This is a genomic window from Leptolinea tardivitalis (genome assembly GCF_001050275.1).
In the GTDB taxonomy this organism is placed as follows: domain Bacteria; phylum Chloroflexota; class Anaerolineae; order Anaerolineales; family Anaerolineaceae; genus Leptolinea; species Leptolinea tardivitalis.
In genome coordinates, this window is record NZ_BBYA01000004.1 from 1 (window position 1) to 21,760 (window position 21,760).

The window sequence follows — 21,760 nt, forward strand, 5'->3', positions numbered from 1 at the left end:
CTTTTTCTGTTTTGTTCCCTTTTTGATAGCGGGGTCGGATGGTTTCTACTAATTCTCGCTTGCTTTGTTGACTCATCATAGCTCCCTCGGCAGCTCTCTATTCTCTGCCCAAGGTAACATCTATTGTGAGGCAACGTTTCTCCTAAAGTTACTTTTAATTTGAGGCAATGCGAGAATCAATAAACGGCTGCCAATGAATGGCAGCCGTTTATGATTAACAGATTTTTCTCCGGGTTTTATTTACCTGTTTCGATCGGGTATCCGCTGGCTTTCCATTCTGTCACACCACCGGCCATACTGGTCACATTTTCAAATCCTGCATTCAGAAGAATATCCCTCCCCTGTGCACTTCGACGGCCTGTTCGGCAAACAACCACGACAGTTTTGTCTTTGGGTATTTTTGTAAGTTCGTTTGGTAAAGTTCCCAAAGGTATCAATGTAGCACCTGGTATATGCAACTCATCCCATTCACTTTGCTCCCGCACATCAAGGATGAATGCACCCTGATCTCGTAATTTTGCCACTTCCGCAACGTTGATCTCAGCAGCCATTTTTCCTGTACCTTTTTGTGTTCCTGGAATCAGAAAAATGACAGCCAGAATTACAATAATTACACCTGCTGCAATCCATAACCAGATACGGTTCGTATTTTCTGCTTTTTTCTTTTTCCGGTTTTGTGAAGTCGTCATTGTCTTCTCCTGCTGGCAAAAATGTTCATGTATTTTAGATGGATTATTATGCAATACGTTTCATGGACTTCCGATGTAGATTTTATATCGAATCGAGAAAATATTAGATAATAGATTACATGATATTCACAATTTCTTCAAATTCCTTGATTATCCTATACCTATGACTTCTGTGGATAAGAACATACTAATCGTGGATGATGAACCCCAGATTATCCGGGTTCTGAAAGGGTATCTCGAAAATGCCGGCTATCGGGTACTTTGTGCCGGGAACGGGAAAGATGCCCTTTCAATTACTATGGTAGAAAAACCCGATTTTGTCATTCTCGACTTGAATCTTCCTGGGATGGACGGTCTGGAAGTCTGCAAAGCCATTCGCGAAAAATCAAATGTCCCCATACTAATGTTAACAGCTCGTTCGGAAGAAGCAGATAAAATAATCGGCCTCGAACTGGGAGCGGATGATTATATAGTCAAACCATTCAGCCCTCGTGAGATTGTCACCCGTGTGCGGACAATATTTCGCCGCGTTTCCGGTGATGCCGCCAGACCAGAGACTATTCGCGTTGGAAATCTTTTTATTGATATCGACAAACATATTGTCCGACTGGCTGACCAGATTATCGACCTGACTCCAACCGAATTTGACCTGTTGGTTACCATGGCCAGACAGCCAAAGCGGGTATTCACTCGTGCGCAGTTGCTCGAGAGCGCTATTGGGGAATCATTTGAAGGATATGATCGGACCATTGATACTCATATAAAAAATTTGAGGAACAAGCTGGAACCCAATCCACGAAAACCACAATATATTCAAACAGTTTTCGGTATTGGGTACAAATTTGAAGTGAGCGAACATGCGTCATAGTCTAATTGTCAAATTGATGGGAGCTTTTTTTCTGCTGATCATAATCTGCGCTCTGATTATCTTTACCGCAACTACAAAGGCTACCAAACAAGCGTTTGTTCGATATTCAGACAACAATCGTCAAACATGGACTCAACGATTGGCAGAGAACCTGGCAGATTATTACCAATCCAATGGCAGCTGGCAGGGAATTGATGAGGTTCTAACATCTGAATTCACCAGAGGAAACCATAATTCCGGCATGATGATGGGAAAGGGAAAAAACGGAAGAACGGGTTTTCCAATCGTCATGGGCGGCATGATGGAATCTACCCAGCGATTGATCCTGTCAGATGCCAATTCAAATGTGTTGTTTGATTCAGCCGCTGAACTGACTGGGAAAAAATTACCCGATACAGAATTGCAATCCGGAACTCCCATTTCTCTGGAGAATCAACAGGTAGGGACGATCCTGGTTTCTTCAGAATCGATGAGAAGCGGAACACCGGCAGCCGAATTTATTAATTCGGTGAATCATTCCATTATTCTCTCCATTCTTGCCGGCGCCATTATTTCCATTATTCTTGGAGCTGTGCTTTTCAACCAGTTTACTTCTCCATTGCGTCAATTAAAAAAAGCTGCCGTGGAAGTGGGAAATGGCAATTTCCACCAGAGAGTTACCATCAAATCACATGACGAATTTGCCGAAGTTGCGCATTCTTTCAATCAGATGACGGAAAGTCTTGAAAAAGCAGAAGAAAGTCGTCTTCATTATATGGCAGATATTGCCCATGAATTGCGTACTCCTCTTACAGCCATTCAGGGAACGATAGAAGCCATGCAAGATCGGATTCTTCCTCTGGATGATGAACAACTTGAAATTCTCCATAATCAAACAACCATACTGAACCGTCTGGTGAACGACCTGCGCCTGCTTTCACTGGCAGAGACAGGTCATCTTAAATTGGATAAGATCTCTCTCTCGCCTTCAGAGTTTATTCAGAAAACTGTGGACAGCCTAAAACCACTGGCAATTCCCAAGAACATCACTTTGAAAACGAATCTGCCAATCGGGCTTCCAGATTGGTCGCTGGATCCTGACCGTTTTACACAGATTCTCAACAACCTGCTGAGTAATGCGATTCGATATACACCGGAAAATGGAGAAATCATCGTTGATGCCGTCTATCATCCGACACATAATGAATTGGAGATCAGTGTAACAGACTCAGGGATTGGGATTTCTTCAGAAGATCTTCCTTATATTTTTGACCGTTTTTACCGGGTGGATAAATCACGAACACGGTTGAGTGGAGGAGCCGGCCTGGGATTGGCCATCGTGAAAAGGCTGGTTGAAGCCCACGGTGGGAAGATCACCGTTGAAAGTCCTGTTTTTCCCGGCATTAATAAACCAGATTATGGCTCACGATTTAAGATATTGCTTTCCAGTAAATGAATGTCATTAAATTGAAGAATAATCCCATCTGAGAAATCAATTTTTCGTTATTCCTTGACAAGGGCCATCGTTCCCTTATAATTTCATTTATATGGAACAGATTTGTATTGCCTTGCATCATCATCACAATTTCTCCCCCAATTGATCGGCGGAGCTGTTTTCGTTTACCATAAGGCAGAAACATCAACCCCCGGTCAACCGGGGGATTTTTTTATCCAGAAGGGAATACATAATGCTCAATCGCGAAACAACCGACCTTCGACTCTCACTTCCGTCCAAAGGCAGATTAGCAGAAGAAACATTGGATTTTATGTCTGATTGCGGTCTGACAGTCTACCGACCCAATCCCCGGCAATATGAAGCCGTTATCCCGGCACTCCCGTCTGTACGTGTCCTCTTCCAACGGCCGCCGGATATTGTGGTCAGTGTGCGTGAAGGGACAGTCGATTTCGGCATAACCGGTCTGGATGTGGTGGAAGAGCGCAAAGGTGACCAGAACGAAGTTCTCGTGATTCATGATGCACTCAATTTCGGTCAATGCCGTCTGAATCTGGCTGTTCCAGAAGCCTGGTCGGATGTTTCCACTGTAGATACTTTAGCCCAAAAAGTGAAAACTTTTAACCGAAAACTTCGGGTGGCTACAAAATACCCGGAGCTTACGGGAAAATTTCTACAATCAAAAAATATTGAACACATCTTGATCCCAGCAGAAGGCACCCTGGAAACTGCTCCATCCATCGGGTACGCCGACATGATCTGTGATATTGTCTCGTCAGGACAAACATTGCGAGACAATCGTCTGGTGGCTCTTCCCGATGGCTGCCTTCTGAATTCACAGGCAGTACTCATTGCAAACCGTGATTCTCTGGTCAACAGACCCGAAGCTCTACAGGCAGCTCGTTTTCTACTGGAATTTTTTGAAGCCCACCTTCGAGCTAACGAGAACCTCTCCATTTTTGCCAATATACGCGGAGAATCACCGGAAGCAATCGCCGAATCGATTTTCAAATCCTGTCATATCCCCGGTTTGCAGGGTCCTACAATTTCTAGAGTGATCGTGCGTGAGCCGGGTGAAAACTGGTATGCCGTTAATATCATTGTTCAACGGAGTAATCTGTTCCAGGCAATTACAGAGCTTCGCTCCATTGGCGGCAGCGGTGTGGTGGTAACACCTGTGAAATATATTTTTGATGAAGAACCTCCCAGGTACACAGCTTTATTGAAAACATTGATGGAGTATCAATCATGACTGCCAGTATCGGAAAACGGATAGTAGAAATGCCGGCCTATATTCCTATCGAACCCATCGACGTATTGGCTGCCCGCCTGAACATCCCGGCAGAAAAGATTGTCAAGATGGATGCCAACGAGAATCCCTATGGGCCGTCACCTTTGGTGAAAGAGGCTCTCGCCCGGCTTGATCTGGTCAATATATACCCCGATCCGGAAAGCCGAAAACTGCGTGACGGTTTATCCAACTTTCATAAAGTCCCAATGGAAAATCTGCTGGCTGGTTCTGGAGCAGATGAATTGATTGATCTGTTGGTACGGGTCCTTTTGGAACCGGGTGATTGTGTAATTAATTGTGTTCCCACTTTCGGGATGTACAGTTTTGACACTCTCTTGAACTATGGCACATGTATTAGCATCCAGAGAAATGCAGATTTTTCACTCGATCAGGAAGCAATCGAGGTAGCTGTCCGAAAGAATAAACCGAAAATCATCTTTGCCTGTTCCCCAAACAATCCTGACGGACGATTGCTGACCGGCGAGGAAATTGACTTTTTGTTATCGCTTCATACATTGGTTGTAGTGGATGAAGCCTATATTGAATTTACCCAGCAAAACCTTGATTTAGGCCGCAGCCGATCCATCATTACACAGACACCCAAACGTGAAAATCTGGTGGTTCTGCGAACCTTTAGTAAATGGGCTGGATTGGCAGGTTTGCGTGTTGGATTTGGCGCCTTTCCATCCTGGCTGATGGATTCACTTTGGAAAGCCAAACAGCCATACAATGTGAATATTGCCGCATCTGCCGCTGCTTTGGCTTCCCTGTCTGATGATGCATATCTTGCCGGTAATGTCGCCAGAATTCAACAGGAACGTGCCCGTCTATTTACCAAATTGCAGTCGCTACCCACACTTCAACCTTATCCATCACAATCGAATTTCATTTTATGCAAAACTAAAAATGTCTCCGCCATAGAGATAAAACGAAAACTGGCATCCAGAGGTGTTTTTATCAGGCATTATGATAATGCTCTTCTGAAAGATTGCATCCGCATCTCTGTAGGAAGACCAGAAGATACAGATGAGTTAATTCATCAATTGGAGGGAATTTTATGACTGTGGAAACAAAATCAGATATATCTCGTTCATCAACTGTAAAACGCAAAACATCAGAAACCGATGTAAACATCCAGATCAATCTGGATGGAATCGGTCGAAGTGATATTAAAACAGGCATCGGATTCTTCGATCATATGTTAAATCAACTGGCCTGTCACGGTCTGTTTGACCTTGACATCAAGGCTGCCGGTGATCTTAATGTGGATAACCATCACACCATCGAAGATGTGGGATTAACATTGGGAGAAGCGTTTTCACGTGCACTCGGAACCCGAAAAGGCATCGTACGTATGGGGGAAGCCACTGTCCCTATGGATGAAAGCCTGGCCTTCACCTGTGTGGATTTTTCCGGTCGTCCATATTGTGTGATCAAATCAAAATGGCAGGGGGAATCGATCGCAGCCATTCCCACCAGTCTTCTGGAACATTTCTGGTCATCTTTTGCCATCACATCTGGCTGTAATATTCATATCCGGGTTCTTGAAGGTCAGGATAACCACCATATGGCTGAAGCCATTTTCAAGTCAGCGGCAAGAGCCATATTGACAGCCACCCGCATCGATCCGCGAAGAGCCGGTGTTGTTCCCTCAAGCAAAGGGACTATCGGTTTCTCAGGGACAGTCTGACCATGAGCACAACCGTACAGTTGATTGATGCAGGAACCGGGAACCTTCAATCTGTCCATAATGCTCTTACCAACCTGGGAGCGCAGATTGTGTTGGTTTCTCAAGCGGTTGAATTAAAAAAAGGATTACGCACAATTCTGCCAGGCGTGGGGGCATTTCGGCAATTTATGGAAGGCCTGCAAGGTCGTGGTTTTTCGGAGCCTGTACATCAAATTGCGCAATCTGGCGTACCACTGTTAGGTATTTGTGTGGGAATGCAAGCCATGTTTGATACAGGAGAAGAATTGGGTGAATTTTCTGGTCTGGGGATTATTCATGGAAAAGTTACACGTTTTCCAGATCAAACCTCTTTCAAAGTGCCACATACCGGATGGAACAATATAACAGCCGCCAAACCTTCCCCGTTGTTGACAGGCATTGAAGATGGGTCATACTTTTATTTCAACCATTCCTATTATTGCCAGCCTCTGGATGATACCGATACTCTGACACTGACAGATTACATACAGCCATTTTCATCTGCCATATCCAGAGGATCTGTTTACGGAGTTCAATTCCACCCTGAAAAAAGCCAGAAAATGGGCCAGATATTGCTGAATAATTTTCTTAAACTATAAAATACGTAACAGGAAAGACCAATGACCGCTTTTACCATTTTCCCTGCTATTGACCTGCGCGCCGGGCAGGTAGTCCGTCTCAGTCAGGGTGATCCCGATAAACAAAAGGTTTACAGTTCTGATCCTGAAATTGTGGCTCGATCAATGCTGGAACAGGGCGCCACATGGCTGCATGTTATCAACCTTGATGGTGCTTTCGGAGAATCATCCACATCGAATTTATCTGCCCTTGCGAAAATTATTCAGACTGCCCGGGAATTCAAAGCCCATATCCAATTTGGAGGTGGATTACATACGCTGGATCAGGTTCGGGCGGTACTATCCAATGGTATCGACCGGGCTATCCTGGGAAGTATGGCTGTGAAAGAACCTGAAAATATCCGCACGCTTCTTTCGGAATTTAACACACAACAAATTGGCGTAAGTTTGGATGGCCGTAAGAACGAAATCATGGTTTCTGGATGGCAAAAGGCATCAGGGATCACTGTTTTTGATCTTGCAGATAACTTGAAGTCCATGGGGCTTGCGTGGATTGTTTACACAGATATTGACCGGGATGGAATGCAATCGGGCAGCAATTTTGAGACAACCATTTCCCTCGCCCGAAAGACAAAAATGAACATAATTGCCTCAGGCGGAGTCTCCACCATACAAGAGGTGAAAGCCCTGAAAACCGGCGGAGCAGCCGGTGCCATTATCGGGCGGGCCTTGTATGAAGGAACGCTTGGATTACCAGAATTACTGGAATGTGCCAGGTAGGAGACCAATCATGCTGACAAAAAGAATTATTCCCTGTCTGGACATTAAAGACGGCCGTGTTGTAAAAGGTGTGCAATTTGTAAATCTTCGAGATGCCGGTGATCCGGTGGAACAGGCAAAGATTTACGACCAATCCGGTGCGGACGAACTGGTATTTTTAGATATTTCTGCCAGTGCAGCCGGTAAAGATACCTGTCTGGATGTAGTTCGCAAGGTAGCGCGAGCCGTATTCCTTCCATTTACTGTGGGTGGAGGTATCCGAACGGTTGAGGATATGCGCAATCTCCTTCTGGCTGGTGCCGATAAAATCAGTATCAATACCTCTGCCGTTCAGAATCCCGATTTGATCTCCGCCGGGGCAAAAGCCTTCGGAAGCCAGTGTATTGTCCTGGCTATTGATGCCCGGAAACAGACTGACCATAGTCGTTCAGGATATGGTGTGACGATTCACGGCGGACGTACCCCCGTAGATCTGGATGCAGTTGAATGGGCCCGACGTGGTGTTGAGTTGGGCGCCGGAGAAATCCTGTTGACCAGTATGGATCGTGATGGCTCATTGAATGGATACGATTTAGAACTGACTCGTTCTGTAGCAGAAGCGGTTGCCGTCCCGGTCATTGCATCTGGTGGTGCAGGTAAAGAGCAGGATTTCGCCGATGTTTTGACAATTGGCAAAGCCGAAGCTGCATTGGCCGCTTCCCTCTTTCATGATGGTATCTTGCCAATTCCTGCTCTTAAAAGTTTTCTCTTTGAACGAAAAATCCCGATTCGCCGGGTATAAATATGAATAATCAGGAAAAATAAAATGGATCAGATTAAAAACCTGAAATATGATTCCCATGGTTTGATTCCGGCTGTGGTTCAAGATGCTGAAACCAACATGGTTTTAATGGTTGCCTGGATGAATCAAGAAGCCTGCCAGTTAACAGTGAAAACAAGACAGGTGCATTTTTGGTCGCGTTCCCGTCAGGAGATATGGCGTAAAGGAGCCACTTCGGGAAATACGCTTGAACTCGTCTCTCTCTGGCTGGATTGTGATGCCGATACCCTTCTGGTTAAGGTGAAACCTGCCGGTCCGGCATGTCATACAGGTAATACATCATGCTTTTATCGTGAGTTAAAATAGTTATATTAGATCAAGGTGGATATGAATATCAATGACCTATACGCAGTAATCTTGGATCGGAAAGAAAATCCCACAACATCATCCTATACAACCAGTTTGTTCAAAGCTGGTCAGGATGAAATCTGCAAGAAAGTTGGGGAAGAAGCGATTGAAGTTATAATAGCGGCAAAAGGCCAGGGGAAACAACGTCTGGTGGAAGAAGTATCAGACCTGACCTATCATGTTCTTGTTCTCATGGCACAAAATCAGGTCACACCGGATGATATTTTGGGAGAACTGGAAAAACGCCATAGATGAAAAAGACGATTTTTCTGTTTGATATGGATGGTGTTCTGGTTGAGCCCAGACGATACCGGGCTTCGCTTCAAAGCACCATTAATTATTTCGGCAGGATCATGGGGTGGAAGGAGCTCTATCCCGGAGAAGAAACGATCGCCTGGTTTGAATCCAGGGGGATCATCAGTGAATGGGATATCGCCCCGATTTACATCGCCAGCGTTGTTGAGAGCGTTCTTGAACAGTATTCCAATTGGCCTATACCACCGGATTTACTTTCTTTTTGTGAATATGTAAAAAAATCTGGGATACCTAAACCAGAATTTAATGTCAAGGAGATTGTGGGGCAGCTCCCAAGCCTGAAGAAATCCGGTTTCACTTATTGTGATCTGGTCCTGTATCTGATCGAAACCGGTCCTGCACGGCAGGCATTCGGCCGTCTTTCAGGCACCTCACTTCTTGACAGTATTCTGCAAAAATCACGAAATGTGCACCAGAATCTGATCACCCGGGTTTTTCAAGAAGTTTTCCTCGGGCAAAACGCCTTTGAGAATACGTTTTACCTACCGGCAATCTGTTTTGACCGGGTTACCGAGCACATCATCGATCCTCAATTAATTACAGATGAATGGAATACCACCCTGAAAAAACGTTGGCAGGATGGACTTGTGGATCCAGCCATTATTACAGCCAGACCTTCTTATCATAATTATCCGGCTGGTGAGGGACGTATTGAATTTTCCCCAGAAGCCGATATTATTGTTGACCAGTTGGGCTGGAATCGTTTTCCAGTAATTGGTCAGGGGCAGCTTCAATATGCGGCTGACCAGTTGGGATGTGTCTCTGTCGACTTAATCAAACCCTCCCCGGTACATGCTCTGGGCGCCATCGGCATGGTGGTAACTAATAGTCTGCTGCCATCCATTCAAGCCGGTTGGGATCTATTAAATAATGAAGAAACAAGTTTCTATAACGGCTTTCCGGAGTTGGATGTTCATATTTTTGAAGATTCGCCCGTAGGGATCAGGGGAACCATGCGGGCTGTCGATCTGCTTGAAATGCAGGGGGTCACTGTTCGGTTGACCAAATGGGGAATTTCTACAGATCCCAATAAGGTGAGCGAATTGCAGAAATTGGATGCGAATATTGTACCGGATGTGAATGCCGCTCTCGAACAAATCGAGATTATCGAATAATCCTTGTTCAAAAAATCCAGGATTGTTGATTTTCAGTTCAGAATCCGATGGTAAACTGATGTGAGAACAATCCCAGGATAACCATTTATGACTGATCTAACTGCCACTGCCGTTTCACATCCCAATATTGCCTTTATTAAATACTGGGGGAACCTCAATTCTGACTTGCGCATACCGTTAAATGGATCCATCTCCATGAATCTGGCCGGTTTAGAGACCCGCACTCTTGTTAAATTCGATCCTGCATTATCCGCCGACCAATTTGTTCTGAATGAAGCTCCAGCAGACAGTAATGCCACACAACGTGTTTCCACCTTCCTTGATTTAATTCGTTCTCTGGCGGATTTGACATTACATGCCCGCGTCACAAGTACCAACAATTTCCCCACAGGCGCTGGAATTGCTTCATCGGCGGCAGCCTTCTCAGCACTGGCGTTGGCTGGCAGCAGGGCAGCCGGACTTTCTTTGGATGAAAAAGCTCTGTCTCGTCTTGCCCGTCGGGGTTCTGGTTCTGCCTGCCGTTCCATTCCAGATGGCTTTGTCGAATGGCTTCCAGGTACAACAGATGAAGATTCGTATGCAATGTCCATCGCTCCCGCCAATGCCTGGAATCTGGTCGATGTAATCGCCGTTGTAGCGGCAGGTGAAAAGAAAGTCGGTTCAAGTGAAGGCCATAATCTTGCAAATACCAGTCCATTTCAGAATGCTCGTGTTTCAGATGCTCCCCGCCGCATAGCATTATGCCGAGATGCAATCCTTCATCAAGATTTTTATTCTCTGGCCGCCGTAATGGAACTGGATAGCGATATGATGCACTCAGTTATGATGACTTCAAAACCTCCCCTGTTTTACTGGGAACCGGCATCGCTTCGCATCATTAAAGCAGTACCAGAATGGCGCAAAAATGGCCTACCCTGCGCATATACTCTGGATGCAGGTCCGAATGTCCACATTCTTTGCCCTGCCAGTATCGCCCCGGATGTAGAAAAAAGGCTAACAAAAATGGAAGGCATCACACAGATACTTACAGCTGGAGTCGGCGGCCCGACTCATCTGGTGGATTAATTAAAAGTTTATAAGAACGATTCAAATTACCGCTAAAATGGCTATAATACAAAAAGCAGGTATTTATTACCTGATCCGTTTTTATCAGGAATAGAAATGAATTTAACTTTTTTAGCAACGATTTTCGAATTTATTATTGCCTTTGGGCTTTTACTTTTTCTGCATGAGTTTGGCCATTTCATTGCATCCAGACTATTTGGAATTGAAGTAGAAGAATTCGGATTTGGATTTCCTCCCCGGTTGGTAAAATTGTTCACCTGGAAAGGAACCGAATTTACGCTAAATTGGATTCCCTTTGGCGCATTTGTCCGTCCGAAAGGTGAAAATGACCCGGAGGTACCGGGAGGTCTGGCTGCAGCCAACCCCTGGAAACGCCTGGTTGTACTGGTTGGTGGACCGTTTTTTAACATCCTGACCGGAATAATTATTTTTACCATCCTTTTCACCCGTACCGGAGCTCCGGATGTAAAAACTGTCCAGATTATGGAAGTCGCTAAAAATTCCCCCGCCGAGACTGCCGGGATTATGGCGAACGATATTATCTCCAGAGTCAATGGGGAAGAAATTACCAGTACTACACAGCTTTCCACAATAGTAAAGGCGAATCTGGGAAAAGAGATTACCATGTCTCTTATTCGGCAGGACAAAATAATTAATGTAAAAGCAACCCCCAGATTAAATCCGCCACCCAATCAGGGTTCGCTTGGGATTGTGATGGGCAATCCCATCAAACCAATCTCAGTATTCCAGGCAATTCCGTATTCACTCATCACCACAGGCGCCCAGGGTGCCGCCCTCATCACCATGCCCATTCAACTGATGCGCGGGCAGGTAGCCGCCGAAGATGCCCGTATGGTTGGCCCGGTAGGCATGTATGACATTTACTCACAGGTGAGATCCCGCGATATCACAGCCGAATCCAAACCCGCCAGTACAGCCGCAGATACCATGAATCGCTTTTGGCTGCTAGGGATCATTTCGGTTGCTCTTGGTTTCACCAATTTGCTCCCCATTCCTGCACTTGATGGCGGCCGTATCATTTTTGTGCTGGCCGAATTGATTTTCCGCAAACGTGTTCCCGCTCAATATGAAAACATGGTCCATCTGATTGGTTTTGCTGCGTTGATTGCTCTTATGGTGTACATTACCTCGCAGGATATTACCAACAGAATTATCCTTCCCTGATAGGTTTTGCACGCATGCCTCAAAACAGCAATTCCATCCCATTTCAATCTGTTCTCGATGCCCTGGTGGAAAATGGTAAGCCATTTCCCGCCAGCTACCTGACCCGATTTTCTGATATCCAATCTTCCGATCTAGCATTATTAAAGAAGACCTGGGAAGATGTAAAACCAAAACGCCGCCTTAACCTGGTGGAAGACCTGATCAAATTCAATGAGAAAACCACAATTGCCTGCTTTGATGACGTGGCGGTCTTCTTTCTAACAGACGATGATGCCCGCGTCCGAACTGCCGCCATTCGTTTGCTCCGGGAATCGGAAGATCCACGGATCGTGGAACGTCTGATTAAATTGCTTGAAAAAGACAAGCAGTTGATTGTTCGGGCTGCCGCTGCCGGTGGATTAGGACCTTTTGTATTGCTAGGTGAACTCGATAAAATATCAGCTGAAAAATTGGCCCATATAGAGCGAGTGTTGCTTTCCCGAATCACTGGCACTGATGACGACCTGGTGAGACGCAGTGCCTTGGAGGCCATGGGATATTCCAGCCGAAAAGAGATGGTGAACCTGATTTCCGAGGCTTTTGAAGAGAATGACCCCGATTGGGTTGCCAGTTCACTGGTTGCCATGGGCCGATCGGCTTCGGACGAATGGGAAATGCACATCCTGCGCAGTCTTTTTCACCCCGATCCCGTCGTCCGGATTGAAGCCATACGAGCTGCAGGCTCCTTGAACCTCACCCGAGCTGTGGAACCGCTGCTGGAGCTTCTTGATGCCGGTGAATCCAATAAAGAATTGCGATTTGCCGCTATTTGGGCACTTTCTGAAATCGGTGGAGAAAAAGCCAATGCCGCTCTTGAATCACTTTTGGATAATGCTGCCACAGATGAAGAAGCAGATTTTATTGAAGACGCCATAGACAACATCGGTTACGGTGACAGCTCGCTGGGACTTGATTTCCTTGATCTTGACGATCTGCGCCAGAATGCTTCTACATATCAGGATTCAGATGATGAACTCTATGAAGAAGATGAATTGGATGAAGAAGGCTATGGCAATGATGATTATGATCAAGAGCCTCCTTCCGAACAATCAGCCCGATATGACTATGATTGAACCGAAATCTTTTACCCATCCCGCCCGCCTGCATGCCCTGGTAGAAGGGCATGTTCAAGGTGTCGGTTTCCGTTATTTCGTCCTTAACCGCGCCCAGGAACTTAACCTTACCGGTTGGGTTCGCAATACCGCCGAAGGAGATGTGGAAGTGGTGGCCGAAGGTGAACGGGAGGTCTTGGATGTGCTTCTGGAAGCCCTCCATCAAGGACCACGATCATCATATGTCACCAGAGTGCGGGAAAACTGGGAACCACATCTCGGCGAATTTCGAATTTTCGACGTTCGATCATCCTTCTGATCAGTCTTCACCGGTCAGTAGTCGAATTTTTTTCCATGGTGGCATCTCAGTAGCATCCGCCAGTTCATTACGTAATTCATAAATCTGATCGCGAAGGGCAGCCGCTTTTTCAAATTCCAGGTCTTTTGCTGCTTGTTTCATTTGTTTTTCCATTTCATGAATGACTCGCTGGATTTCTTTCACAGGCATAGCACCATCACCCTGCCCGGCATGGTATTCTGCTTTCTTCTCAGCAATACTCGGTGACTGACTCAACCGTTCCGTCAGATCATGTACTGCTTTCATCACAGTTACCGGTTGTATATTGTTTTCTCGGTTATAAGCCGATTGTTTTTCGCGGCGTCGGTTGGTTTCTTCTATGGCAAACTTCATGGAATCCGTTATTTTATCGGCATACATGATGACCGTACCGTTCACATTGCGGGCAGCACGCCCAATCGTTTGAATAAGGGCCGTCCCCGACCGCAGAAATCCTTCCTTGTCAGCATCCAGAATGCCAATAAGAGATACTTCCGGCAAATCCAGTCCTTCGCGCAAAAGGTTGATTCCCACCAATACATCATAGGTGCCCAACCGCAGATCGCGTAAAATGCTGACGCGTTCCAGTGTATCCACCTCGGAATGAAGGTAATGTACCTTTATTCCAATTTCCTTCAGATAATCAGCCAGATCTTCAGACATGCGCTTAGTCAGCGTGGTGACCAACGTCCGTTCACCCTGGGCAATCCGCTTGTTAATCTCGGCGATCAGGTCATCCACCTGCCCTTTTGTTGGTCTGACCTCCACCTTCGGATCGATCAATCCGGTAGGACGAATGATCTGCTCGGCAATCTGTTCCGCCCGTCCCAGTTCATACGGACCAGGGGTGGCGGATGTGTAAATGGTGTACCCCATGCGAGACTCAAATTCTTCAAACATTAACGGCCGGTTATCAAGACACGACGGCAGCCGGAATCCATATTCATGTAATACTTTCTTGCGGGATTGATCGCCGTTGAACATCCCCCGAACCTGCGGAATGGTCATGTGTGACTCATCTATGAACAACAGATATTCACTCGGCAGATAGTCCATCAAGGTCCATGGGGCTGACCCGGCAGGACGCTGGTCAAGATGACGTGAATAATTTTCGATACCGGCACAATACCCGACTTCTTTCAACATTTCGATGTCGTATCGGGTTCGCTGCTCAATGCGCTGCGCTTCAAGCAGTTTGCCGTTTGCCTTGAAATACGCCAATTGATTTTCCAATTCTTCTTCAATATCACTTATAGCCTTCTTCAATCGGTCTTCATTGGCAATATAGTGTTTGGCTGGATAAATATCAACGGACATTGGGTGATCATATACTTCCCCGGTTACCGGGTTCAGTGCAGTGATTTTCTCGATGTCATCGCCAAAGAATGTAACCCGGTAGATCTTTTTTTCCTCATAGGCTGGAAAAATTTCCAGGGTATCACCGCGTACTCTGAAAGTTCCTGGCCGAAGTTCCATATCATTACGCTGATATTGACTCTCCACAAGCTGCCGCAGCAAAGCATTCCGCCGGAAGATGGTGCCAGTTTCTAGATGAACAACCACGCGGCCATAGTTAGCCGGATCACCCAGACCATAGATGCAAGAAACGGATGCCACTATTACAACATCTTTCCGTGACATCAATGCAGCAGTTGCTGCCAGCCGCAGACGGTCAATTTCTTCATTTATATCTGTCTCTTTTTCAATATAGAGGTCCCGTTGCGGTACATAGGCTTCCGGTTGATAATAATCGTAGTAAGAGATGAAATATTCGACAGCGTTTTCCGGAAAGAATTCCTTAAACTCGGCATAAAGCTGGGCAGCCAGGGTTTTGTTATGAGCCATTACCAGTGCCGGCATCTGAAGTTCCTGAATGATATTGGCCATTGTAAAAGTCTTACCAGTGGCCGTGGCACCCAGCAAGACCTGATGTTGCATACCCTTTTTTACCCCATCCACCAGTTGAGCGATAGCCGTCGGCTGGTCGCCAGTCGGAATATAAGGGGCGGTCAGTTTAAAATCCATAGTATTCCTCTAAATTCCAATCCACTCAATTCAGCACAAATATTCTAGCACAAACGGTCAAAGAATAAGCGTGAATTGTATGCAAATCTTGCGGATTTATTGACTGGGGTCGGGAGGAAAGGTACCTTGTGGTGCATACCAGTCAGCCGGATCGATACCAGTAGTCAATTTCCCGGCTTCAACAGCCACATCAACCAGAGAATGATCCGTACATTCCACTGACATTCCACAGGTGACATATTTCGTGTACCCGCCAGCCATATTCATAGTTGTTCCAGATTCTGTAAGCTGGTATGCAATGACGTGATATGTTCCTGTGGGAATTCCATCCAAACCATACAGATTATTATCTGTCACTTCGGTGGCATAATATTCACCGGTTTTTATATTTATCGCCACAATTCTGAGTGGTGGGATTTGTTCTGATGGATAAGATAATGTGCCAGAAATATTCCCGGTCTCCGGCTTAACCATTGTGGGAAACGTAATCGGATCCGTCGGTTCAATTGTCGGTGTGATTGCCTGTTTTTCCAGTTTTGCCACCGTTAATTGCAGACTGGTTATGGTGGCGGATTTTTCGCCAGGAGAAACTTTCTGCGAATTGCCCATGGTAAAGATGGAACACATAATTGACGAACCAGCCAGTACTAGGCTGATGATAATCAGTGGCAAATGACGGTGATCTCGGGTCATGGCAGATGTCCTTTTCTTCGTGTTGATTGTAGCATATTCAGATTCACCGGTTGATTTGACGGCATTTCGGATACAATCTAGCCGTTAGTCAGTTCACATTGAGGTTCCATGAAAAATAAAATCACCTGGAAAACCCCCTGGTTATTCCCTATCATCCTCGTTTTCACCTATGCTGTGATTTATCTGCCGTATTTCTCCAGGCTGGGAATCTACTGGGATGACTGGCAGGTTGTTTTTCTAAACCTGATGCACAGGCCGGTTGACTACTGGAATTACTTTATGTTTGACCGTCCTTTTTCAATTTGGACGTATCTGCTGACTGTACCCATTCTTGGGGTTTCACCGCTGCCCTGGCAAGTTTTTACTCTCGCCGTACGGATTGTCGCCGCATGGTTTTTTGCTGCCGCTTTATCAATCATCTGGCCTGAACAAAAATGGGAATGCCGCTGGGCAGCTCTGCTCTTATTAGTTTTTCCCGGCTTTTCACAAACCACTATTTCAATTGCTTACAGTCAGCATTTCATCTCACAAGCCCTGTTTTTTGCCAGCCTGTGGCTCATGCTTAAGGCATTTTCTGATGAAAAAAACCGGCTCTGGTTGGTCACGCTGGCCTGTCTTTTCTCATTGATCCAAATGTTGACGATGGAGTATTTTGCCGCTTCAGAGCTGATTCGCCCGGTATTGCTTTTCTTCGCCATCCAGAACAGGGAACATCTGCCATCAAAACCCTGTCTTCGCAAATCATTACGAACCTGGCTGCCGTATCTTCTCCCGTTAATCCTGTTTGGTGTCTGGCGGTTCGGGTATTATCCGCGTCTATCGGTGGAAAATTCCCCCACCCTCTTAAGTTCATTGATGTCCCATCCATTGGACACCATCAAGCAATTTGTCCAATTTGCCCTGCAGGATACCTTCTCCACCGCCTTCAGCGTCTGGGTGGATGCCTTCAAACCGTCTACACTGGATTTCCGGACAATCTTTCAACTATTACTTGCCATTGCAGGAGCTTTTGTGGTTGCCCTATGGTTCTGGAAAACCTCTTCAGAATCAGACGATCAACCCTCACTGCATAATAGGTTTATTCCCCAGGCCTTCATAACAGCCGTTCTTTTCCTGCTTCTGGGCGGACTTCCTGTCTGGAGCACCAACCGGCAGGCACTGGTCGGACTGTGGTCAGACCGGTTCACGCTGGCTCCAATGGCCGGATCGGCCTTACTCCTGATGGCTGCCGCCGCCTGGTTGACTCAAAACCGCACCCGCACAACCGTTGTCCTCTCGGTGTTCGTCGCCATGGCAGCCTATGCGCAAATGTTGACCGCCGAAAAATACGCCGATAACTGGGAAATCCAACGCAGTTACTACTGGCAGATGAAATGGCGTATTCCTGATCTGAAACCAAACACCGCCATCGTGGCCCCCAAACTGCCCACCAGCTTTATCTCTGATTACGCTGTCGGGTTTGCACTGAATGCTATGTATGCAAAAGAACCGGTCGGCAAGCAAGCCCAATACTGGTTCTTCATAGGTCCACGCGCCCAGGGAGATTATTTCAAAGAATACCTTCCCGGCCTGCCGGTTGACTATTCCCTCCGGGATATCCATTTCAACGGGACGACTGACCAGACTCTTGGTGTGTCTTTTGCCGCCGGACGAGAATGCCTGCGGGTGCTTGATCCGTTCTACGCGTCAGCCCCTCCCCGTTTATCAGAAGACCTCGGCGGCATTGAAAAAGACATGCAGCCCATATCCAACATAGACCGTATTCTTCCGGAAAGCAATTCGCCGCTTCTGAGGAGTGATGTGTTCGGGGCCGAACCATCCCATGACTGGTGTTATTACTACCAGAAAGCCGACCTGGCACGACAATTCCAGCAATGGACAGAAATCCCAAAACTCGCAAAAGAAGCCGCCGATAAGGGACTTCGCAGCAAGAATGGCATGGAATATCTACCCTTCATCGAAGGCTATGCGCAAACCGGCATGGCAGACAAGGCTCTCGAAACCAGCCTCACCGCCAACACCCTGACGTATGGAATGACACCCGTATTATGCAGCCTGTGGCAGCGTTATGAAAAAATGGATTCATCCACCGGCTTACCTGCCCAGGCAGCCGAATTCTTCAACCAGGTGGACTGCCCAAAAGTTCCGTGACGGATTATTCGTCCAGTTCAACGTATATGCGTTTGTTGATCTTGCCTTTTGATTTGTAATCAACAATCCGCATCCGTCCCACTTCACGGGTATTGGCTACATGCGTACCCCCATCCGCTTGAAGATCCAGTCCCACAATCTCAATGGTGCGTACTTCCGGGATGCCGGGCGGCAATAAATTGATCTTGGTACGGATCAGATCCGGGATCTGAAATGCCTCTTCACGCGGCAGTATCTTGACTCTGACATCCCGGGCAGCAGCCACTTCTTTGTTCACAGCCTCTTCGATCACACCTACCAGATCTTTTGACAGGTTCTCAAATTCAAAATCCATCCGCCCTTTTAGCGGTTCCATATCGCCGCCGGTCACCTGAGCGCCATAATCGCGGAAAACCACACCACACAGAATATGCATGGCCGTGTGAGTGCGCATCATTTTATAGCGGCGTTCCCAATCAACTTCGCCATTGATGATTGTTCCCACAGCCGGCAGACCTGCTGCGGCATCAATTTCGTGCAGAATACCCTCCGGTGATTTCTTGACTTTGATGACAGGATAAACCGTTCCGTCAGCCGTGATAGTACCGGTGTCGCATAATTGTCCACCACCGCCCGGGTAAAACGCCGTTTTATCCAGGATGATGGCATGCAATTCTTCGTCAACAGCCGTGACGGTGGCTTTAAAGGTTTTCAGGTATGCATCGGTATGGCAGAGAAGTTCAGTCATGATTCATGCTCCAGGTAAGTGATGCCTATATTCTACAGCGATCCAGGTGGATATATTCCTTAACATTTTATTGGAGTGGATATATTTTCCCTGGTTTAAAACCGTGTAATGGCAGGTTCATTCTCCCCTGTTTAAGAGGACGGAAAGCTCAAACCTGCGATCATACAGATGTCAACCGTGTGCCCTAACCGTTTGCCAGGCATGTTCATTGTAGATTGCTAATTCTGTGAACCAGGTTTTAGAATGTTTTCCGGCCGTTCATCATCCAACTCTATTCCACCACAACATCTGTGCAGGCGGCTGTCTGGTCTTTCCCTGTAGCATCCTTCTGACAGAGTACTTTATCAGCCGATTTTATCTGGCTGGTGACTGTGCCGCTTTCGCTGATGATCTTTACGGAAAGAGTAACCGTAGTTCCCTGCTTAAAGGTATTCGTTTGTTCAAAGGGCAGAGAAAAAAGGTCTTTCTCGATATTGCCATCCCGGTTGGTGAAGGTGATTTCGACAACAGCCGCATCACCGGATACTGTATAACTAACCTGTTGGTCAATGATATTCGGATCGGGTGTACTCGTTGCTGTTGGTTTGGGGGTACTGGAAGGTAACGTGGCCACCATGAAATTCATCGGGGAGGGTAGCATATCGAATGTGGCCGTTGCCATCCGGGTAGGCGCGCCTACAGCGGGAGGTTCCAATGTGGGTAGATCCGGCAGAATGACGTCAGTTGGTTCCTGCGCGGCAATATCCGTCAACTGTCTTGACGCTTCTGTTTCTACCGCTCCAATATCGGGGGTGGGCGCGGCCAGGCAGGCTATCGAGATAAGAAAAAAAGTAAAGCCAAGGAAAAGTTTTTTCATACAATACTTTGCCCTTGAGTTAATCATATCTACCTGTGTATACCAATATGATAAATTTCGCAAGTTAATGAATATAAATACCCTGGTATATTGCCTGAACCAGACAACAATCCGAATGAAGAAGTCCAGGAATATTTCCGCACATTAAAACTGCATGACCCTCGACTGAGGGGGGCAGCCGAGGGTCATGCAAAAAAGAGTATAGTACATTTTTGAAATTTATGCCAGCTGGTTAACCGGATTTTACGCAGATTTTACACAGCCTGATATATTACGAAAAATCGGAAATTTGAACGTAATAATTACCTTTTTTTCATATTAAGTTTTTTGCTTAATGAGAAGAATTAGCTTTCTTTTTTGCTGAGATAAAAAAAGACCTTCGATTACTCAAAGGTCTTCTTCTGGTCGGGGCGAGAGGATTTGAACCTCCGATCTCACGGTCCCGAACCGTGTGCTCTAGCCGGACTGAGCCACACCCCGAACAGCCAACATTATAGTGTATCCGTCCTCCTTTTGGCAAGGGATCGTTTATTTCCACCGATATAAGAAAGATTAGGAAATGATTAGAAACAGGTTGAAGTGATTGACTTTCGGTATCTGAAAGATGTATAAAATATAGCGACTATTGTGAAATTCTTTTCAGAGACTGCATTCTATATCACTTAAATTGATCCCAATTCAACCGGCAGCCTTTACGGCTGTTGTGTTTGTAAGACATGCTCCAAGGAGTAAAGGATGATACGTGTCAAGAGTCTAAGCAAAGACTATGGTTCACGCCGGGCAGTGGATCAGATATCATTTAGTGCTGCCAAAGGCGAAATCCTGGGTTTTTTGGGTCCAAACGGCGCAGGGAAAACAACCACCATGCGCATGCTTACCGGTTATATGCCCCCCACAAGTGGTACCGCTGAAATTGGCGGGTTTGATGTTGTCGAGAATTCTCTCGAAGTTCGCAAGCTGGTCGGTTACATGCCGGAATCTGTCCCCCTGTACAATGAGATGACCCTTATGGAATATCTCACCTACATGGGCGAGTTCCATAACATCCCCGACCTGGATGACCGCGTGGATGAAGTCCTCGAGAAAGTCCATCTCGATAATCGTGCCGGCGGGTATGTGGGCAATCTTTCCAAAGGTATGCGTCAACGCCTTGGTCTTGCCCAGGCCATCCTGCACCGCCCTGAAGTGCTCATTCTCGATGAGCCCACCATCGGACTGGATCCCGCTCAGATTATTGAAGTTCGCAACCTGATCCGAGAAATTGGTAAAGAGCACACAGTCATGCTCTCCACCCACATTCTCACCGAGGTTCAGCAGGTATGCAACCGGGTGATCATCATCAACAAAGGCCATATCGTAGCCGAAGATACTCCCTCCGGCTTACAGGCCCGCCTGACCGGTGCTGACCGCGTGAACATCAAGATTAAGGGAGAAGCCAGCGAATTGCTGCCGCTCATCACCCCCCTGCCAGGCGTGATGAATGTCGAAGCAAAGAAGGAAAACGAACTCGAAGTCTCTATGTCAGCCGGGCAGGATATCAGGCCAGAAATCGCCCGGTTAATCGTGAAGAACGGCTTTGATTTACTGGAAATGCAGGCTGCCAGCCTGAGCCTCGAAGATATCTTTATGCAATTAACCCAGGATGAACCCGCCCGTCCGTCGCTCGATGGCACGGTGGATGCCTGA

At 46.6% G+C, this 21,760-nt stretch carries 22 protein-coding genes and 1 tRNA gene; 17 read left to right on the plus strand and 6 right to left on the minus strand.

Annotated elements, in window-relative coordinates:
• Window positions 1-236 precede the first annotated feature (236 nt).
• Window positions 237-689 (minus strand): rhodanese-like domain-containing protein, encoded by a 453-nt coding sequence (locus LTAR_RS03340; protein ID WP_062420757.1) that lies wholly within the window; start codon window positions 687-689, stop codon window positions 237-239.
• A 172-nt stretch (window positions 690-861) separates the two neighbouring features.
• On the opposite strand from LTAR_RS03340, the gene LTAR_RS03345 reads away from it, so the two are divergent.
• From LTAR_RS03345 to LTAR_RS03420, 15 genes are all read left to right on the plus strand, one after another.
• Complete coding sequence (locus LTAR_RS03345; protein WP_081419780.1) at window positions 862-1,557, plus strand: response regulator; 696 nt, start codon at window positions 862-864, stop codon at window positions 1,555-1,557.
• Window positions 1,547-2,992, plus strand: a complete 1,446-nt coding sequence (locus LTAR_RS03350) for a sensor histidine kinase (protein WP_062420759.1) — start codon at window positions 1,547-1,549, stop codon at window positions 2,990-2,992. Before LTAR_RS03345 ends, LTAR_RS03350 begins: the two co-directional genes overlap by 11 nt.
• A 232-nt stretch (window positions 2,993-3,224) precedes the next feature.
• Complete coding sequence (gene hisG / locus LTAR_RS03360; protein ID WP_062420761.1) at window positions 3,225-4,241, plus strand: ATP phosphoribosyltransferase; 1,017 nt, start codon at window positions 3,225-3,227, stop codon at window positions 4,239-4,241.
• Window positions 4,238-5,341 (plus strand): histidinol-phosphate transaminase, encoded by a 1,104-nt coding sequence (gene hisC, locus LTAR_RS03365; RefSeq protein WP_062420762.1) that lies wholly within the window; start codon window positions 4,238-4,240, stop codon window positions 5,339-5,341. Before hisG ends, hisC begins: the two co-directional genes overlap by 4 nt.
• A complete protein-coding gene (gene hisB, locus LTAR_RS03370; protein WP_062420763.1) occupies window positions 5,338-5,970 on the plus strand; it encodes an imidazoleglycerol-phosphate dehydratase HisB in 633 nt (210 codons plus the stop codon). Before hisC ends, hisB begins: the two co-directional genes overlap by 4 nt.
• A gap of 2 nt (window positions 5,971-5,972) precedes the next feature.
• Window positions 5,973-6,587 (plus strand): imidazole glycerol phosphate synthase subunit HisH, encoded by a 615-nt coding sequence (gene hisH / locus LTAR_RS03375; protein WP_062420764.1) that lies wholly within the window; start codon window positions 5,973-5,975, stop codon window positions 6,585-6,587.
• Between the two features lie 21 nt (window positions 6,588-6,608).
• On the plus strand, window positions 6,609-7,346 hold the full coding sequence (gene hisA, locus LTAR_RS03380; RefSeq protein WP_062420765.1) for a 1-(5-phosphoribosyl)-5-[(5-phosphoribosylamino)methylideneamino]imidazole-4-carboxamide isomerase: 738 nt from the start codon (window positions 6,609-6,611) through the stop codon (window positions 7,344-7,346).
• A 10-nt stretch (window positions 7,347-7,356) separates the two neighbouring features.
• The gene (hisF, locus tag LTAR_RS03385; RefSeq protein WP_062420766.1) at window positions 7,357-8,127 is read left to right on the plus strand and encodes an imidazole glycerol phosphate synthase subunit HisF; all 771 of its coding nucleotides are present in this window, start codon (window positions 7,357-7,359) and stop codon (window positions 8,125-8,127) included.
• Between the two features lie 24 nt (window positions 8,128-8,151).
• Window positions 8,152-8,472 (plus strand): phosphoribosyl-AMP cyclohydrolase, encoded by a 321-nt coding sequence (gene hisI, locus LTAR_RS03390; protein WP_062420767.1) that lies wholly within the window; start codon window positions 8,152-8,154, stop codon window positions 8,470-8,472.
• 21 nt (window positions 8,473-8,493) lie between these two features.
• A complete protein-coding gene (gene hisE / locus LTAR_RS03395) occupies window positions 8,494-8,769 on the plus strand; it encodes a phosphoribosyl-ATP diphosphatase (protein WP_062420768.1) in 276 nt (91 codons plus the stop codon).
• Entirely contained in the window at window positions 8,766-9,944 is a 1,179-nt protein-coding gene (locus LTAR_RS03400; protein ID WP_062420769.1) for a hypothetical protein, read from the plus strand. The genes hisE and LTAR_RS03400 overlap by 4 nt, the downstream gene beginning before the upstream one ends.
• Before the next feature lie 87 nt (window positions 9,945-10,031).
• Window positions 10,032-11,009: a diphosphomevalonate decarboxylase gene (gene mvaD / locus LTAR_RS03405; RefSeq protein ID WP_062420770.1), complete on the plus strand. Its 978-nt coding sequence runs from the start codon at window positions 10,032-10,034 to the stop codon at window positions 11,007-11,009.
• 96 nt (window positions 11,010-11,105) lie between these two features.
• Window positions 11,106-12,194, plus strand: a complete 1,089-nt coding sequence (locus tag LTAR_RS03410; protein WP_062420771.1) for a M50 family metallopeptidase — start codon at window positions 11,106-11,108, stop codon at window positions 12,192-12,194.
• Between the two features lie 14 nt (window positions 12,195-12,208).
• Window positions 12,209-13,306: a HEAT repeat domain-containing protein gene (locus LTAR_RS03415; protein ID WP_062420772.1), complete on the plus strand. Its 1,098-nt coding sequence runs from the start codon at window positions 12,209-12,211 to the stop codon at window positions 13,304-13,306.
• Complete coding sequence (locus LTAR_RS03420) at window positions 13,299-13,604, plus strand: acylphosphatase (RefSeq protein ID WP_062420773.1); 306 nt, start codon at window positions 13,299-13,301, stop codon at window positions 13,602-13,604. The genes LTAR_RS03415 and LTAR_RS03420 overlap by 8 nt, the downstream gene beginning before the upstream one ends.
• Here LTAR_RS03420 and uvrB read toward each other — a convergent pair whose 3' ends face one another.
• Both uvrB and LTAR_RS03430 read right to left on the minus strand, forming a co-directional pair.
• Window positions 13,605-15,647, minus strand: coding sequence for an excinuclease ABC subunit UvrB (uvrB, locus tag LTAR_RS03425; RefSeq protein WP_062420774.1), 2,043 nt, complete (start codon window positions 15,645-15,647; stop codon window positions 13,605-13,607).
• Window positions 15,648-15,743: 96 nt separating this feature from the next.
• Complete coding sequence (locus LTAR_RS03430; protein ID WP_062420775.1) at window positions 15,744-16,340, minus strand: hypothetical protein; 597 nt, start codon at window positions 16,338-16,340, stop codon at window positions 15,744-15,746.
• Window positions 16,341-16,448: 108 nt separating this feature from the next.
• Between LTAR_RS03430 and LTAR_RS03435 the strand changes: the two genes are divergently transcribed.
• Window positions 16,449-18,491, plus strand: a complete 2,043-nt coding sequence (locus LTAR_RS03435; RefSeq protein WP_062420776.1) for a hypothetical protein — start codon at window positions 16,449-16,451, stop codon at window positions 18,489-18,491.
• A 4-nt stretch (window positions 18,492-18,495) separates the two neighbouring features.
• On the opposite strand, the gene LTAR_RS03440 is transcribed toward LTAR_RS03435, so the two are convergent.
• From LTAR_RS03440 to LTAR_RS03450, 3 genes are all read right to left on the minus strand, one after another.
• Window positions 18,496-19,218, minus strand: a complete 723-nt coding sequence (locus LTAR_RS03440; RefSeq protein WP_062420777.1) for an alanyl-tRNA editing protein — start codon at window positions 19,216-19,218, stop codon at window positions 18,496-18,498.
• A gap of 271 nt (window positions 19,219-19,489) precedes the next feature.
• Window positions 19,490-20,074: a hypothetical protein gene (locus LTAR_RS03445; protein ID WP_062420778.1), complete on the minus strand. Its 585-nt coding sequence runs from the start codon at window positions 20,072-20,074 to the stop codon at window positions 19,490-19,492.
• Window positions 20,075-20,476: 402 nt separating this feature from the next.
• Window positions 20,477-20,554, minus strand: a tRNA-Pro gene (locus tag LTAR_RS03450).
• Between the two features lie 255 nt (window positions 20,555-20,809).
• Between LTAR_RS03450 and LTAR_RS03455 the strand changes: the two genes are divergently transcribed.
• Window positions 20,810-21,760: an ABC transporter ATP-binding protein gene (locus LTAR_RS03455; RefSeq protein ID WP_062420779.1), complete on the plus strand. Its 951-nt coding sequence runs from the start codon at window positions 20,810-20,812 to the stop codon at window positions 21,758-21,760.

Coding starts and splice junctions, on each gene's coding strand:
- LTAR_RS03350 (WP_062420759.1), top strand. CDS start 1,547: ATGCGTCATAGTCTAATTGTCAAATTGATGGGAGCTTTTTTTCTGCTG.
- hisC (WP_062420762.1), top strand. CDS start 4,238: ATGACTGCCAGTATCGGAAAACGGATAGTAGAAATGCCGGCCTATATT.
- LTAR_RS03340 (WP_062420757.1), bottom strand. CDS start 689: ATGACGACTTCACAAAACCGGAAAAAGAAAAAAGCAGAAAATACGAAC.
- hisI (WP_062420767.1), top strand. CDS start 8,152: ATGGATCAGATTAAAAACCTGAAATATGATTCCCATGGTTTGATTCCG.
- hisA (WP_062420765.1), top strand. CDS start 6,609: ATGACCGCTTTTACCATTTTCCCTGCTATTGACCTGCGCGCCGGGCAG.
- LTAR_RS03410 (WP_062420771.1), top strand. CDS start 11,106: ATGAATTTAACTTTTTTAGCAACGATTTTCGAATTTATTATTGCCTTT.
- uvrB (WP_062420774.1), bottom strand. CDS start 15,647: ATGGATTTTAAACTGACCGCCCCTTATATTCCGACTGGCGACCAGCCG.
- hisE (WP_062420768.1), top strand. CDS start 8,494: ATGAATATCAATGACCTATACGCAGTAATCTTGGATCGGAAAGAAAAT.
- hisG (WP_062420761.1), top strand. CDS start 3,225: ATGCTCAATCGCGAAACAACCGACCTTCGACTCTCACTTCCGTCCAAA.
- LTAR_RS03400 (WP_062420769.1), top strand. CDS start 8,766: ATGAAAAAGACGATTTTTCTGTTTGATATGGATGGTGTTCTGGTTGAG.
- LTAR_RS03440 (WP_062420777.1), bottom strand. CDS start 19,218: ATGACTGAACTTCTCTGCCATACCGATGCATACCTGAAAACCTTTAAA.
- LTAR_RS03455 (WP_062420779.1), top strand. CDS start 20,810: ATGATACGTGTCAAGAGTCTAAGCAAAGACTATGGTTCACGCCGGGCA.
- mvaD (WP_062420770.1), top strand. CDS start 10,032: ATGACTGATCTAACTGCCACTGCCGTTTCACATCCCAATATTGCCTTT.
- hisH (WP_062420764.1), top strand. CDS start 5,973: ATGAGCACAACCGTACAGTTGATTGATGCAGGAACCGGGAACCTTCAA.
- LTAR_RS03445 (WP_062420778.1), bottom strand. CDS start 20,074: ATGAAAAAACTTTTCCTTGGCTTTACTTTTTTTCTTATCTCGATAGCC.
- LTAR_RS03420 (WP_062420773.1), top strand. CDS start 13,299: ATGATTGAACCGAAATCTTTTACCCATCCCGCCCGCCTGCATGCCCTG.
- hisF (WP_062420766.1), top strand. CDS start 7,357: ATGCTGACAAAAAGAATTATTCCCTGTCTGGACATTAAAGACGGCCGT.
- LTAR_RS03415 (WP_062420772.1), top strand. CDS start 12,209: ATGCCTCAAAACAGCAATTCCATCCCATTTCAATCTGTTCTCGATGCC.
- hisB (WP_062420763.1), top strand. CDS start 5,338: ATGACTGTGGAAACAAAATCAGATATATCTCGTTCATCAACTGTAAAA.
- LTAR_RS03435 (WP_062420776.1), top strand. CDS start 16,449: ATGAAAAATAAAATCACCTGGAAAACCCCCTGGTTATTCCCTATCATC.
- LTAR_RS03430 (WP_062420775.1), bottom strand. CDS start 16,340: ATGACCCGAGATCACCGTCATTTGCCACTGATTATCATCAGCCTAGTA.